This window comes from Arthrobacter sp. KN11-1C (assembly GCF_052180225.1).
GTDB lineage: Bacteria > Actinomycetota > Actinomycetes > Actinomycetales > Micrococcaceae > Arthrobacter.
The window spans coordinates 3,250,908-3,264,984 of record NZ_CP197467.1 but is presented as its reverse complement, the minus strand read 5'-3'; the positions used below and the strand labels follow the sequence as shown (position 1 = coordinate 3,264,984).

At 66.0% G+C, this 14,077-nt stretch carries 12 protein-coding genes; 9 read left to right on the top strand and 3 right to left on the bottom strand.

Annotated features, from left to right (window positions below):
* Window positions 1–200: 200 nt before the first annotated feature.
* Window positions 201–773, top strand: a complete 573-nt coding sequence (locus ACSBOX_RS15240) for a GtrA family protein (RefSeq protein WP_442543199.1) — start codon at window positions 201–203, stop codon at window positions 771–773.
* On the opposite strand, the gene ACSBOX_RS15235 is transcribed toward ACSBOX_RS15240, so the two are convergent.
* Window positions 760–1,458: a TIGR03089 family protein gene (locus ACSBOX_RS15235; RefSeq protein WP_442543198.1), complete on the bottom strand. Its 699-nt coding sequence runs from the start codon at window positions 1,456–1,458 to the stop codon at window positions 760–762. The genes ACSBOX_RS15240 and ACSBOX_RS15235 overlap by 14 nt on opposite strands.
* 364 nt (window positions 1,459–1,822) lie before the next feature.
* Here ACSBOX_RS15235 and ACSBOX_RS15230 point away from each other — a divergent pair, with 364 nt between their 5' ends.
* From ACSBOX_RS15230 to ACSBOX_RS15220, 3 genes are read left to right on the top strand one after another with little or no spacing between them, the layout of a single operon-like run.
* The gene (locus ACSBOX_RS15230; protein ID WP_078105926.1) at window positions 1,823–2,368 is read left to right on the top strand and encodes a WhiB family transcriptional regulator; all 546 of its coding nucleotides are present in this window, start codon (window positions 1,823–1,825) and stop codon (window positions 2,366–2,368) included.
* Window positions 2,368–5,703, top strand: a complete 3,336-nt coding sequence (locus ACSBOX_RS15225) for a glycosyltransferase (RefSeq protein ID WP_442546041.1) — start codon at window positions 2,368–2,370, stop codon at window positions 5,701–5,703. Before ACSBOX_RS15230 ends, ACSBOX_RS15225 begins: the two co-directional genes overlap by 1 nt.
* On the top strand, window positions 5,696–7,369 hold the full coding sequence (locus ACSBOX_RS15220) for a DUF5719 family protein (RefSeq protein ID WP_442543197.1): 1,674 nt from the start codon (window positions 5,696–5,698) through the stop codon (window positions 7,367–7,369). Before ACSBOX_RS15225 ends, ACSBOX_RS15220 begins: the two co-directional genes overlap by 8 nt.
* On the opposite strand, the gene ACSBOX_RS15215 is transcribed toward ACSBOX_RS15220, so the two are convergent.
* Window positions 7,363–7,881: a metallopeptidase family protein gene (locus ACSBOX_RS15215; protein WP_442543196.1), complete on the bottom strand. Its 519-nt coding sequence runs from the start codon at window positions 7,879–7,881 to the stop codon at window positions 7,363–7,365. The genes ACSBOX_RS15220 and ACSBOX_RS15215 overlap by 7 nt on opposite strands.
* A 97-nt stretch (window positions 7,882–7,978) precedes the next feature.
* On the opposite strand from ACSBOX_RS15215, the gene ACSBOX_RS15210 reads away from it, so the two are divergent.
* From ACSBOX_RS15210 to ACSBOX_RS15190, 5 genes are all read left to right on the top strand, one after another.
* Window positions 7,979–8,356 (top strand): DUF3499 domain-containing protein, encoded by a 378-nt coding sequence (locus ACSBOX_RS15210; RefSeq protein WP_442543195.1) that lies wholly within the window; start codon window positions 7,979–7,981, stop codon window positions 8,354–8,356.
* A 163-nt stretch (window positions 8,357–8,519) separates the two neighbouring features.
* Window positions 8,520–8,759, top strand: a complete 240-nt coding sequence (locus ACSBOX_RS15205) for a Trm112 family protein (protein ID WP_442543194.1) — start codon at window positions 8,520–8,522, stop codon at window positions 8,757–8,759.
* 42 nt (window positions 8,760–8,801) lie between these two features.
* Window positions 8,802–10,295, top strand: coding sequence for an adenosylhomocysteinase (gene ahcY, locus ACSBOX_RS15200; RefSeq protein WP_442543193.1), 1,494 nt, complete (start codon window positions 8,802–8,804; stop codon window positions 10,293–10,295).
* 136 nt (window positions 10,296–10,431) lie between these two features.
* On the top strand, window positions 10,432–11,763 hold the full coding sequence (locus ACSBOX_RS15195; protein ID WP_442543192.1) for a L,D-transpeptidase: 1,332 nt from the start codon (window positions 10,432–10,434) through the stop codon (window positions 11,761–11,763).
* Between the two features lie 161 nt (window positions 11,764–11,924).
* Window positions 11,925–13,112, top strand: a complete 1,188-nt coding sequence (locus ACSBOX_RS15190) for an Ig-like domain-containing protein (RefSeq protein WP_442543191.1) — start codon at window positions 11,925–11,927, stop codon at window positions 13,110–13,112.
* Between the two features lie 65 nt (window positions 13,113–13,177).
* Here the strand turns inward: ACSBOX_RS15190 and ACSBOX_RS15185 are convergent, their stop codons facing one another.
* Window positions 13,178–13,978 carry an RDD family protein gene (locus ACSBOX_RS15185; RefSeq protein WP_078105917.1) on the bottom strand — a complete coding sequence of 267 codons (801 nt, stop codon included), beginning with the start codon at window positions 13,976–13,978 and terminating at the stop codon, window positions 13,178–13,180.
* Window positions 13,979–14,077: the final 99 nt, after the last annotated feature.

Here is a 14,077-nt window from a genome sequence, read left to right as displayed (position 1 = left end):
CCAACCACGCCAATTACAGGAAAAGTCACAAGGTTCAGCCTACCGAACCGGCGGCTGGTTCCTTGATTTTGTCCGTCGCCGGCCCCTCGTAGCGTTGGCCCGTGGCTTTTGGGGCCGAATAATTCGGCAAGCTCCAAGGAATCGGAGCTAAAATAGAGCCTCGGCCCATCGGCCCCCTAGAACAACGGCCATGGAGGGTCATGATCAACACACTTGCAGATCGCATGCGCGGGCTCGCCTCGCTCTTTTGGCGCGAAGTAGCGAAGTTCGGCGCTGTCGGCGGTGTTGCGTTCGTCATAGATAACGGTCTGACCTACTATCTCATGCACGGACCGATGTCCGACAGTGAAGCCAAAGCCCGTTTCGTCGGCGCCACCGTGGCCACCGTGTTCTCCTGGGTCGCCAACCGCTTCTGGACCTTCCGCCACCGCCGCCAGGCGAACGTGGTGCGCGAGTTCGTGATGTTCATCGTCATCAACGGCATTGGCATCGGTATCTCCACCGGCCTCACCGCCATCGCGAAATACGGCATGAACATCCAGGACAAGAACGTCCTGTTCGCCGCCGGTGTTGTCGGCATCCTCGTGGCCACCGTCGTGCGCTTCTTCGCCTACCGCTTCCTGGTGTTCAACAAGGAGCTCGACGAAGAAGAGGCCTTCTCGCACGACCACGAGATCATCGAGGCCCACCACAGGGCCAAAGCCAAGGCAATGCATGCCGCCGGCACCGAGGCCGGCTCCGACGAAGGCGAAGACGCGGTCAAGCGCCGCTGACGCGCTCGTTCTCCAGCAGGTGCCCGGTGACCTCAACGTCCGGGTGCACCAGGACTACTGAGCCGTCCTTGTTCCATGCGCCGAGTGCGTCCGCGAGGGCCGACTCCAAACCGTCGGCCGCGCGGACCAGCAGGCGTACGCCGTTGTCATGGTCCTTGGCGAAGCCGTCCAGCAATTCGCCGTGCGAGTGCCCGGTTTCAGGGCGGCGCAGGGCCGGCAGCGCCGCGTCGGGTTCGGCGTGCGCCATGAATACGTCGCCGTGGGAGCGGACTTCAGCCGCGTAGTCCACGACGCCGACCGGCAGTTCTCCCGGCCAGCGCATCGCGAGTGCCGCGAGCGGCACGGCGACGACGGCGTCGAAGCCGGCTCCCGCGCCGGCGTCGGGGGTGTCCGTGACAAGCAGGTCCGCGCTGCCGCCGTCGAGCACGAGCTCCATGCCCAGCTGCCATCCGGCCAGCGCCCACACGAGGGACTTCCAATGGGCCGGCAAGTCCAGTCGAAGGCTCATGCCCGGTTCGGCGTCGAACTCGTCCTGGAGCAGGTTGCTGGTCTTGGCCACCCAATTGTCCAGGACCCGCCCCGAGAGCTCCACCCGTTCGGCGTCCGGTCCGTACCAGGTCAGGCGGGGGGATGTGGCGTGTCCGGAACGCAGGGCTGCCATCAGGTTCATCGCGGGGGTGCTCATGGCTACATCTTGCCACGGGGCGTCAGGCCAGGTCCCGGGGCGTGTGAATTGCGCCACATGGGGCTATGGCGCGACGCGGGCGCGGCGCTCAGAGTGTCAAGCGATTTCCCTGAAATTCAATGAAAATACATCTTAAGTGATGCAAAGCTTCCGTTTTCCGCCATGGCGCGCGGGCGGGGCGAAAAAATACCGGGCGTGGCGCGGCGCTGGTTAGTGCGGAAAGTTGATTATTATCCCGGCGTGGCTTGACGGCTTGGTAGTTACACACGTGTAATTAGATATCGAACGCCGCTGCGGGAGTATCGGGTACATAACCGAGTACCGAATGAGCACGGCAGCAGCTGCAAAAATCAGGAGGGACGCCATGGGGCAAGCGTTGCGTATCCAGGAAGATGCAGTCGTCGCGGATTATGCGTCGGTGAAATACCGGTCGCGCGAAGTTCCGGGGGATTGGTATGTTGACCCGGCAGATCCGCAGGCGGCCGACCGCTATATCGAGGCCACTCGGGAGTCGCTGGAAGATGAGGCAACAGCCCTTCTTGCTGCGCACGAGGCCCTTGTGGGGGGCGCGCCGGTAGATCCGGAGGACGATCTCGATGATCCTCCCATGGAGCTGCGCCGACCGCTCGACAATCCGGCCCAGCCGGTGTGGATCGGGCTTCCGGGCCAAGGTGACTTCGACGATGAAGGCGAACTTGGCTGGCAGACGGACGCCTTGTGCGCCCAGACGGACCCGGAGGCGTTCTTCCCCGAGAAGGGCGGCTCCACGCGGGATGCCAAAAAGGTTTGCGGTGCATGCAATGTCCGTTCGCAGTGCCTTGAATACGCACTCGCCAACGATGAACGTTTTGGTATCTGGGGCGGGCTCTCCGAGCGTGAACGCCGCAGGCTGAGGAAGCGAGCGGTCTGATTCTCAAGGCAGTACACGTTACCGCCGTCGTCGTCTCGCACGACGGCGGTAACTATCTCCCCAGAACCCTGGCGGCTCTGCTGGACCAGACGCGTCCGGCAGATGCCGCCATTGGCATTGATACGGGCTCCCGCGACAAGTCCGCAGCGTTGCTGCAGCGGGCCCTCGGCGCGGCCAACGTCACGAGCACAGGCGAACACAAAGTAGGTTTCGGTGCTGCCGTCACGGCCGGACTGGCCCGTTCGGCCCCTTTGCGGGAGCCGGGAGCCGTTGAATGGATCTGGTTGTTGCACGACGACGCCGCTCCGGCCCCGGACGCACTCGCCGAGCTGCTTCAGGCAGTCGAGCGCGCGCCGTCGGTCACAGTGGCCGGCTGCAAGCAATTGGCCTGGGACGCGGAGCGCAGGCTCGTCGACGCCGGTCTTTCGACGAGCCGCTGGGCCGAGCGTCTGACGCTCATTGAAGCCGACGAGCTCGACCAGGGCCAGTACGACGGGCGCACGGACACTTTCGCGGTGAATTCCGCAGGCATGTTGATCCGCCGCGATGCCTGGGAGCAACTGGGCGGCTTCGACCCCGCGTTTCCCGGCGTGGGAGACGACGTCGATTTCTGCTGGCGCAACTGGCTTGCCGGCAACAGGGTTGTCGTGGTCCCGGCGGCGCGCATGTTCCATGTCGAGCATCGTCCGCACGGCCTCGCGACACCCGCCGCCGCCCGCAAGAGCCAGATCCATTTGAGGCTTACCCACGCTTCGCCGTGGAAGGTTCCCCTGCATGCGCTCGGCGCGCTGCTCGGAAGCATGGCCAGGCTCGTCTTGAGCATCCTGATCAAAGAGCCGGGTTACGGAATTTCCCAGCTCGGCGCCACCATCGCTGCCCTCGGCCGTCCCCGGGCGATTTGGCGATCCCGGCGGAACGCCGCCCGGACGCGACGCGTACGCCGCTCGATGGTCAAGGGGCTGCAGACTCCGCGCCGCGAGGTTCGGGCCCACCGCCGCTCCCTCCTCGAGGCGATTGGCGCCGACGAATTCCACGAGACGGATTCCCTCGCTCCGGAACCGAGCGGCGACGCCGGCGACGATTTCGTGGCCCTCGCGACGAACGAGCGGGGTTGGATCGGCACGGGCGCACTTGCCGCCGGATTTGTTGCGCTGGCCGCCTCCATCGTGGGGCTGCTGGGGCTCCTGGGTGCCAGCGGGGTGACGGGCGGAGGCCTCTTGCCCTTGTCCACCGCCGGCGACATTTGGCGGTCCGCGTCCAGTTGGTGGATCAACTTGGGCGCGGGCTTGCCTGGTCACGGTGATCCATTCGCGTACATCCTGTGGCTTGTTTCATTGCTCGGGGGAGGCGACTCCAGCACAGCCATCGTGTGGCTGTTGTTGCTGGCCATGCCGCTGTCCGGCCTGGGCGCCTGGTTTGCGGCGGGCGCCATGACCACGCTGCGCCGATACCGCTTCATTGCGGCGCTGATCTGGGCCGGAGCGCCGGCCCTCCAGGTTGCCTTGAACCAGGGACGGGCCGGCGCTCTCCTGGCACACGTGGCGATACCCCTGCTGGTGCTGGCCCTCTTCCGGGCCACTGGATCTGCGCTGGGGCGCGACGCTGCGCTCAATAGCCACCGGGTCCAACCGTCCGGCTACGCCGCACCGAAGCCGTTCCCGGGCAAGCCGGGCGTCAACGGCACGCCGTCGTGGACGGCTGCTGCCGCGGCCGGCCTGGCGCTGGCGGTGGTGACGGCCTCAGCGCCGTCCCTGCTGCCTCCGTTTGTGGTCCTCATTGTTTTTTGCGGCGTCGCCTTGGGGCGGCGCGGGCGGACCATTTGGTGGTCGCTGCTTCCGAGCGCCGCACTCTTTGCACCGTATGTCCTCTCTGTCCTGGAACGACCCCGCGCCATGCTGGCCGATCCAGGCCTCCCGCTGGGATTCCAAGCGGCACCGCTCTGGCAGCAGCTGCTTGGCCAGCCCTTGAAATTCGACGTCAACGGCGGACTGGCCGGGTTGGCGCCGTTCGGCCCGTCGGGAATTCCGTGGGCTCTGGCGCTTGCCCTGCTGCTTGGTGCGCCGGTCCTGCTCCTGTCCATTGCCGCACTCTTCGTCCCCGGAAAACGGTCACGGATCGCACGTTTCCTCTGGGCCGGGGCCCTTTTGCTCCTCGCCTGGTCATGGCTCGCCGGACACGTGGCGACCGGTGTGGACGGCAACCTGCTCGTGGCTCCTTTCACGGGCCCGGCGGTATCCGCCGCCGGCTTCGCGTTCCTCGGAGCGGCATTGATCGGCGCCGAAAACCTCCTTCAGCTGAAGGTCAAGGCAGAGGGCGGCCGCCCGGTCCAGCGCGCGGCAGTACGAACCGTCTCCGCTGTCGCAACCCTCCTCCTCATTGCCGGGCCCTTGGCAAGCATGGGCCTGTGGGCAACCCAGAATGCCCTGGCCGGCACAGGCACTTCGCCTTCGGCCAGCGGCGCGCTTGGCACGCCGCGGCTTGTCCAGCCGTCCGGGCAGGGCACGTTGCCTGCCACCGCCGTCGACCACGGCCAAGGACCGGAACAGACACGGACGCTGGTCATCACCGCGGATGACAGCGGTGGCTACACGTCCTCCCTTATGCGCGGCGCCGGAACTACCTTGGACTCGCTCTCCACTGTTGCTGCGTCACGTTCCATCGTCGGATCACCCGGCCAGGAACGCCTGGTGGCCGACGACGACGCCACCGCGTCCATCCGTAACGCCGTAGCCACGATTGTCGCGGGAACGGGCGTCGACCCCCGGCCCGGCCTTGAGCAGCTTGGTGCCGGATTCGTGGTTCTGAAGTCGTCCGACACCGCAGCCCAGTTGACAGCCAACCGGATCGATTCCGTTCCCGGTTTGGTCGCCGTGGGCAAGACCGATTCCGGCTGGCTGTGGCGCGTCACGCCGCTCAACCTGGCCGCCGCAGCCGACGCCGAGACGGCGCACCGTGTCAGGGTGGTGGACGCCAAGGGTGCCGTTGTTGCCCTCTTGCCATCCCTCGGGACGTCTTCCGTCGGCAGTATCCCCGCAGGCGCGGACGGACGCCAGGTAGTGCTCGCCGAGCGGGCGGACTCCGGCTGGAGCGCTTGGTTGGATGGGCGCCAATTGAGCCCGACGACGTCGGGCTGGGCGCAAGCGTTCACCTTGCCGCCCGCAGGCGGCCAGATCGAGATCCGCTACACCACCGTCTGGGAGCCTTGGCTCAGCATCCTGCAGGCCGTGGTCATTGGATTGACCGTCCTGCTGGCCATCCCCATGCCGGCCCGCAGGCCGAAGCCGGGCCTCCTGAAGGAACAAAACTCTCTCCGTAAGGAGTACAGCAGTGTCTGACAACCAAGGCCCGGCACCCGAGGCCGGCGCGGGGCCGCGGAGGCGCGGCCAGCGCAAAGCCCAGAACCACAACAAAGCCCAGAACAAGGGCCAGAAAAAGAACAAAGCCGTCGTGTTGGGAGCGCTTTCCGCGACCCTGCTGCTTGCCGCAGGGGCCGGGATGGTGTCGGCAGCGTCCATCGTGCCGTCCCCGGCAGGAAACAAGACCCTGGACATGTCCCTCGCGGACGTCCCGGCAGGAAAGACAACCGCGGTGTGCCCGGCACCTCCCCGCCTCCCGGAAGGAACCCCGGCGGGCACCGACACCCAGTTCAACCCTGTTTCACGCTCGGCAAAGAGCTTCCTCGATGCGGTAGTCCTTAGTGACGCCACCGGATCCGTTCCCGGGAGCAACCTCGCCGCGCTCGGCGGCTCTCCGATCGCCGGCATCGCCAAACCCCCTGCTGCCGCGCAGCCGCCGGCGTCAGGGCCTCCCGTCCTGAATGCCGGCGTCGTGGCTCAGAGGCCCGCGGGCGACGTCACCGTGGTGGACGCCGATCCCATCAGCGGGCAGCAGGCCGCGGTAGCGGGCTTGATGAGCTACACCGCGGGCGACGGCGATCTCCGCGGACTGGCGGCGGCGCCCTGCCAACAGCCGGTCAATGATGCATGGCTCCTGGGCGCCAACACCGCGCTGGGGCGGACGGCGGTATTGAACATCAGCAATGCCTCGGGCACGCCGGCCACCGTGAATCTTGACTTGTTCGGTGCCCGTGGCCAGATCCAAGCCCCGGATAGCCGTGGCTTGCTGGTTTCGCCCGGAACTACCCGTTCCATCAACTTGGCCGGACTGGCCCCGAACGAGGGCCAGCTCTCCGTCCACCTGCGCAGCAGCGGCGGCCCCGTCGCGGCAACCATCCAGCAAAGCGTCCTTCGTGGCCTCACGGCCGGTGGCGTCGAACTCATGACTCCCGGTGCCGGCGTCGCGGATTCCCAGGTCATGACCGGGGTGGACATCCAGGACCCGGCCGCAGTGAAGTCGCTCGCGGACAAGCCCGGGTTTGCCGACGTCGTTCCTGCCCTGCAGATCACCGTTCCGGGTCCCGTGGACGCCGTGGTGGATGTGCGGTTGTTCGGGCCGAACGGCCAGCGTGCCTTGCCCGGCGGGGGAGCGGTGACCGCCAAAGCGGGTTCGGTCACCGAAGTTCCGCTCACGGGCGTCCCGGCCGGCATGTACACCGTGAGCGCCACTTCGGATGTTTCCTTCGCCGCGTCCTCCCGCGTGACGCGGGGACTGAAGTCCACGGATCCGGTTGATTTCGCCTGGTCTCCCGCCGCGGTCCGCCTGGGCAGCCAGCACATGGTGGCAGTGCCTCAAGGCGGCACCCGCTTCCTGAGCTTCGGTGTACCGACGGGCCGTGCCACGGTCAGTTACACGCCCGTCACCTCGGACGGCAAGGTCCACAAGACGGAAACCGTCGATATCGCCGGGGGGACCACTTCGGTCATCGGCGTTCCTGACAAGTCCGACGGCGCGGCGGTTTCGGGCTACATCGTGTCGGCGTCAGGGGACGCGGCCTACGGCGCGCTCGTGCTCGGCCAGGGCGATCAGCCCGGGATTTCGGTCCTGACCCTCCAGGACGGCGCTGCGGGCCACGAAAAAGTACAGGTCACGCTGGGTTACTGATAACGACGGCGGTACACGGGATCCAGGGTCTCCGGCGGTACTCCGAGCATCTCGGCGGTGTACTCGACGACGACGTCGTGCACCAGGTCCTGCAGGTCCTCGCGGCCGCCGGTGGTGTGCTCGACGACGCGCCGATAGAGCGTGATGACGGGTCCTGCGCCGCGGGCCGCCGGGGTGTAGGAGCCCAGCGGTGCCGCGGTTCCCTCGGCCACGAGTTGTTCAAGGTTCGGCGGGATCTCCTCGACGGCGAACGCGACGCCGTCGAGCCGTTTGCCCCACATGTCCTGCAGCCGTTCCGCGGAATCGAGCACCAGGTCGTCGAACCTCTCGGCGCGCGTCCGGTAGCCCGGAAGGTTGGGCAGGATGATTTCGCCGCGCAATCCCCGCCCGTGGCGGTTCCTGCGGCGCTCCCTGAAGCCGCGTGCGGACGAGCCCGCCGTCGTCGTTTCCTGGCTGTCCCCGGTGTCGGACAAATGGACCGTAAAGCCCGGAACGTGGTGCTGTGACTGCATATATCGACTTTAGACCCGTGATTCGGCCAACGCGACATAATGCCCGCAAAGGGGCAATGCACCGCGCCGCGGCGAAGTGCGGCTAATCTGGGATGTTGTGGGTGCAATTCGTCAGTGTTCCAGATCAGCCTGCCGCCAATCCGCGGTGGCCACTTTGACGTACGTCTACGCCGAATCCACGGCGGTGCTTGGTCCCTTGGCTACGTATGCCGAGCCGCACTCCTACGATCTGTGCGCGCAGCATGCGGAGTCGTTGACTGTGCCGAGGGGGTGGGAAGTCATGCGGCTGGCCATGCCGTCCTCCCCGCCCCAGCCAGGACCGGACGATCTCCTTGCCCTGGCCAACGCCGTGCGCGAGGCCGCGTCGGCCCCGGCACCCGCACCGGAGCTCCGCAGCGTCCGCACGCCCTTTGACGGGCCTGCGCCTGTGGAGGGAACCAGTCGCCACCTGCGCATCCTGCGCGATCCTTCCTGAAGTCCGGCGCGACGGGAACTGCGCGTCGTCTGACGCAGTGTGTCGCTGCTCCGGTGGGACGGGCTTTTGTGACAACGTGCTCAGCGCCGCCGGGTTGTACTCTGGAAGCTGCCATATCTGTCCACAGCGGCGTCCGCGAGATGCCATCCAGGGAGCTTCAACCATGCCAAAGGTCAGTCCTGAATTGTTGTCCATCCTGCGGTGCCCTGTCACCGGGTCCCCGCTGGAGCAGGACGGCGAGGACCTCGTCTCGACGGTCGCGGCCGCCTCGGGTGAAAAGGTCCGCTATGCCATCCAGGACGGCATCCCCTTGCTGCTGCCCCCGGAGCTGCTGGCAGCCGCCAACGCCGCGGCCTCGGACCAACACGACGCAGGCCGGCACGACGGTCTCCGGCACGCCTGAGCTCCACCTGACCTGACCATTCGGTACTTCCAAAGGACTTCCATGACTTTCGACTACAAGGTTGCAGACATCTCCCTGGCAGAAGCCGGACGCCACCAGATCCGCCTCGCCGAGCACGAAATGCCGGGCCTCATGTCGCTGCGTGCCGAATTCGGTCCGAGCCAGCCGCTCAAGCGTGCCCGCATTGCGGGGTCCCTGCACATGACCGTGCAGACCGCGGTACTTATCGAGACGTTGACAGCCCTCGGGGCCGAGGTCCGCTGGGCCTCGTGCAACATCTTCTCCACGCAGGACGAGGCCGCTGCCGCCGTCGTGGTCGGCAAGGGAACCGTCGAGGATCCGCAGGGTGTCCCCGTGTTCGCGTGGAAGGGCGAGACCCTCGACGAATACTGGTGGACGGCAGAGCAGATCCTCAGCTGGCCGGGCGCGGACGCCAACCCGGAGCTCGGCCCCAATATGATCCTCGACGACGGCGGCGACGCCACGTTGCTGGTCCACAAGGGTGTCGAGTTTGAAGCAGCGGGTGCGGTGCCGGCGGCGACTGAAAGCGATCCCGAAGAGTATGCCCTCGTCCTCGAGGTGCTGCGGAAGAGCCTTGCCGCCGACCCGAAGAAGTGGACCCGCGTCGCCGCCGGCATCCGTGGCGTGAGCGAGGAAACCACCACGGGCGTGCACCGTCTCTACCAGCTCGCCGAACAGGGCAAGCTCCTGTTCCCGGCGATCAACGTCAACGACTCGGTGACCAAGAGCAAATTCGACAACAAATACGGTATCCGCCACTCCCTGCCGGACGGCATCAACCGCGCCACGGATGTCCTCATGGGCGGCAAGGTCGCCGTCGTCTGCGGCTATGGCGACGTCGGCAAGGGCGCGGCTGAGGCGCTCCGTGGCCAGGGCTCGCGCGTGATCGTGACGGAGATCGATCCGATCTGCGCGCTCCAGGCAGCCATGGACGGCTACCAGGTGGCCAGGCTGGACTCGGTGGTGGAACAGGGCGACATCTTCGTCACGACGACCGGCAACAAGGACGTCATCATGGCCTCCGACATGCTCCGGATGAAGAACAAGGCGATCGTGGGCAACATCGGCCACTTCGACAACGAGATCGACATGGCCGGACTGGCGAAGGTCCCCGGCGTCAAGAAGGTCGAGATCAAGCCGCAGGTGCACGAGTGGGTGTTCGCCGCGGACGACGGCCGCGAAGAGCGATCGATCATCGTGCTTTCCGAAGGCCGCCTCCTGAACCTCGGCAACGCGACCGGCCACCCCTCGTTCGTCATGAGCAACTCCTTCGCCAACCAGACGATCGCGCAGATCGAGCTGTGGACCAAGAAGGACCAGACTGGCTCTGGCCCAGGGGCCGAGCGCGAATATTCGAACCAGGTCTACGTGCTGCCCAAGATCCTCGACGAGAAGGTCGCCCGGCTGCACCTGGATGCCTTGGGCGTGGAACTGACCGAACTCAGCAAGGAACAGGCGGAATACCTGGACCTTGACGTCGCCGGTCCGTACAAGCCGGAGCACTACCGGTACTGAGAACACCGGCTGGGAGCAGGCCCGCGGGCGCGCTCCCAGCCAATATCAAGCCGCACCGTTTAGGATGCGGCTGTGACATGAGTTTTTTTGGGGGGCGTGAGGTTTTTGGGGGGCGTGAGTTTTGGAGAAAACAGGAATGGGTCTTAATCCCGACGGCGAGCAAGCGGACACTTTCGAGCATGTGGACGCTGCGCGGCTCTTCGACAATGAACAGGGCAGCGGCAACGCCGGTCTCTTTGACACTGCGCCAACCAAGCGAAGCAGGTTCCGGAAGGTCGCCTGGATCGTGGTGGTCTGCCTCATCGCCGCGCTCAGCGGCACGTTCGCGGCGGTGGCCCCGCATGCGGCGAGTGCGGCAATCGAATCCGAGGGGTCATCAGGCGAACGCAGCGAAGCGGCAGCCGTGTTGCCCGTCGTGAAGCCTGCCACGGTGGTCGCCTCGCCTGCGAGCGGTGCCAAGCAAGTGAACCCGGCTGCGCCTGTCACGATCAGCGTCAAGGACGGAACCCTCGACAGGGTCTCCTTGACGAGCTCCCAGGGAAAGACCGTCGATGGTGCGTTGACTCCGGATGGACTGAGCTGGACCGCATCCACGCCCCTCGAGTTCAACTCCTCGTACACTTTCAACTACACGGTTGCGGATTCCGCCGGCCGGGCAACGTCGAAGACCGGATCGTTCACGACGGTGTCCACCCAGAATGAGGCAGACGCCGCCATGTACCCCCTGGACGGGTCCAAGGTAGGCGTGGCGCAGCCCCTCCAGCTCACGTTCAGCGAACCGGTGGTCAACAAAGCCGCCGTCGAGAAGGCCATCAAGGTCACCTCCACCTCGGGCCAGGTCGGGGCCTTCCACTGGTTCAGCGACACCATGGTGCGCTACCGCCCGGAGAACTTCTGGGCAGCGAACAGTACCGTCACCGTGGACCTCAAGCTGTTCGGGGTGGACTTCGGCAACGGCCAGATCGGCAACTTCAACAAGACCAACACGTTCAAGATCGGCGACAAGAAAGTGGCGGTCGCCGACGCAGTTGCCCACACGTTCACGGTCAGCGTCAACGACCAGCAAGTGGGCCAGTGGCAGGACACCATGGGCGACACCAGGTTCCCTTCCGCGCGCGGCTACTTGGTGCTCATGGAAAAGTACCGGGTGGAGCACATGGATGCCTCCACCATCGGCCTCAAGCCGGGGGATCCGGCCTACTACGGACAGCTTGACGTCAACTACGCCACGCGCCTGACACCCAGCGGTGAGTTCATCCACCAGGCCACTGACTCGGCGTTGCCGTACATCGGCGTCACGAACCTGTCCCACGGTTGCATCGGTTTGGGACCTGACGGGGCCAAATGGGTGTTCGACAACATGACCACCGGAGACGTCGTCCAAGTGGTCAATACCCAGGGTGACTACGCCAACTTCGACGACGGTTTTGGCGACTGGAACATCCCCTGGGCCCAATACGCCAATTAGGCACTACGCCCACTGACGGCGCCCTTCGGGCACCGTCCGGGACGCCTCCGCACCCCCGGTAGACTTGGCGGGTCAGTCTTGGGGGCTGGCTTTCTGCCGGGGGATGTGGGGTTGCTGTGGGGTCGCAAAGGAAACGCAAGACCGGGAAGATTCTCGGAATCATGGGAATGTGTGCTGGCGTTGCGGCCGGAGGACTCGGTGTTGCAACCGCCCCTGACTGGCTGCAAACAGCGGTTGAATCGGAAGCCGGAACGCCCCAGCGTACTGATGCCGGGCTCGGATCCGCAGTCGTGAAGGCAGTGGAGCTGGGAATCACGCCCCTTGACGGTGCCCGCGAAGTGAATCCCGCCGTCGGGCCTTCCGTGAAGGCGGTGCACGGCACCCTGAAGGACGTTGAACTGGTGCCGGCCACGGGCGGCAAAGCCGTCAAGGGAACCATCAGCGCCGACGGCAGCACGTGGTCCACGCCGGATCCCCTGGAGTTCAACACTGAGTACCGCTACGGGTTCACCGTTGTCGACGGCGCGGGCCGGGAAACCCGGAAGGCCCAGTCCTTCACCACGGTATCCACGCCCAACGAGGCCAATGCGCTGGTGTTCCCCCGCGATGGCTCCATCATGGGTTCCGGGCAGCCCATCGAAATCAACTTCAGCGAACCCGTGGCGGATAAAGCCGCCATGGAACAGGCCGTGAAGATCAATGTTTCCTCGGGCCAGGAAGTGACCTGGCGCTGGTACTCGGAGCGGAAAGTGCGGATCCGCCCGGAGGCATTCTGGGCTGCCGGCACGAGCGTCACCGTGGACATGCCCCTGTTCGGCAGGGACTTCGGCAACGGAATGATCGGCAACTCCAACGTCAGGGCCACGTTCACGACCGGTCCGCAGCGGATTGCGGTAGTGGATGACGCCACCAAGACCATGAACGTGTATTTCGACGGCGCACTCGTCAAGACTGCTCCTGTCACCCTCGGAAGCCCGGACTGGCTTTCGCCCACCGGCTACGCGGTGATCATGGAGCAGGAGCGCCACTCGAGGTTCAATGCGGGCAGCATCGGCCTCAAACCCGGTGACAAAGGCTACTACGCGCCACTCGTCGTCGAGCACGCCAACCGGCTCACGAACTCAGGGGTGTATGTGCACCAGGCGCTTCCCTCGGCGTACGGGGCCGTCGGCGTGGACAACGTCTCGCACGGCTGCGTAGGCCTGCTTCCTGACGACGCAGCCTGGTTCTTCCACAACATGCGGACCGGGGACGTGGTGCAGGTCCTGAACACCGGCGCCCCCGCAGTGGAACCGCTTGAAGGCTTCGGCGACTGGAACATTGCCTGGGCAAGCTACGCAAAGCGCTGAGCGCTTCCAGGACGTGCCGCAGTAGGCCCGACGGCGGTGCGCACCGTGGGTGCCGCGCGTCTGGACTAGCCCGTGAACGGGAGCTTGTTGAGTCGATCCCCGACGACGGCGCTGCGTTGTTCTGCGCGGCGCAGCCGTTCCAGGTCCCGGTTCCGCCGCTCGCCCAGTACTGCGTGCAAGTAGCCCTCCGGCGTTGTCCCGGGCGGCGGAGGCGGGGCAACGTACGCAGCCAATTCGGTTGCGAGGGCTGCGGCCAGGCTGGCGCGCGAGTGCGGAGCCATCCGGGATGCCTGCTGGATGAACTGCGAAGCCCGCCGCGCCGTGCCGTCCGGAACCCTGCCGATATCCGCGAGTCCCACCCACGCCTGCAAGTACGGAGGCGCGTAGGCAAGGATTTTGGGTTCGGAAGGAACGCGCTGCCTGAGCGAATATGTACCGGCCACGACGTCTCCCAGCCTCTTCGACTTGCCGTTGAACAGCGCCACGGCGATCGCCAATCCGCCGAACGTCGCGTAGATCTCCAGGAATCCGATCAACCCGCGGATCACCGCGTGCCGGAACCGGATGGATCCGCCGTCGTCGCGCACGATCCGGAGCCCCGTGGCCAGCTTGCCCAGCGAGCGGCCGCGGCTCAGCGTTTCCACCGCCACGGGGACGACCACGAGGCACAGGACCACGCTGGACAAGGCCATCGCACGGCCCGCTGCCGCGTCCACATCCGGTGCCACCATACCGAGCAGGAACAACAGGCCAAGCAACAAAACAACCTGAACCAGGACGTCGAGCATGAGCCCGAGCGCCCTCGCTCCGAACGATGCCGGCCGCAGTTCGAGGACCACGGCCTCGCCGGTAATGATCGAACTCAAGCCCGCCCCCAAGCCTTGCGACGACTTCCGCAGGACCGGACGGCTCCCGCTGGATCGAGTCTAGCCGCGGCAACGGCCGCGGAGCCGGGTTTGCTTGGA

Bases quoted from the DNA above. Each gene is read 5' to 3' on its own strand.
- ACSBOX_RS15240 (WP_442543199.1), top strand. From the start codon at position 201: ATGATCAACACACTTGCAGATCGCATGCGCGGGCTCGCCTCGCTCTTT.
- ACSBOX_RS15235 (WP_442543198.1), bottom strand. From the start codon at position 1,458: ATGAGCACCCCCGCGATGAACCTGATGGCAGCCCTGCGTTCCGGACAC.
- ACSBOX_RS15230 (WP_078105926.1), top strand. From the start codon at position 1,823: ATGGGGCAAGCGTTGCGTATCCAGGAAGATGCAGTCGTCGCGGATTAT.
- ACSBOX_RS15215 (WP_442543196.1), bottom strand. From the start codon at position 7,881: ATGCAGTCACAGCACCACGTTCCGGGCTTTACGGTCCATTTGTCCGAC.
- ACSBOX_RS15205 (WP_442543194.1), top strand. From the start codon at position 8,520: ATGCCAAAGGTCAGTCCTGAATTGTTGTCCATCCTGCGGTGCCCTGTC.
- ahcY (WP_442543193.1), top strand. From the start codon at position 8,802: ATGACTTTCGACTACAAGGTTGCAGACATCTCCCTGGCAGAAGCCGGA.
- ACSBOX_RS15195 (WP_442543192.1), top strand. From the start codon at position 10,432: ATGGGTCTTAATCCCGACGGCGAGCAAGCGGACACTTTCGAGCATGTG.
- ACSBOX_RS15190 (WP_442543191.1), top strand. From the start codon at position 11,925: ATGGGAATGTGTGCTGGCGTTGCGGCCGGAGGACTCGGTGTTGCAACC.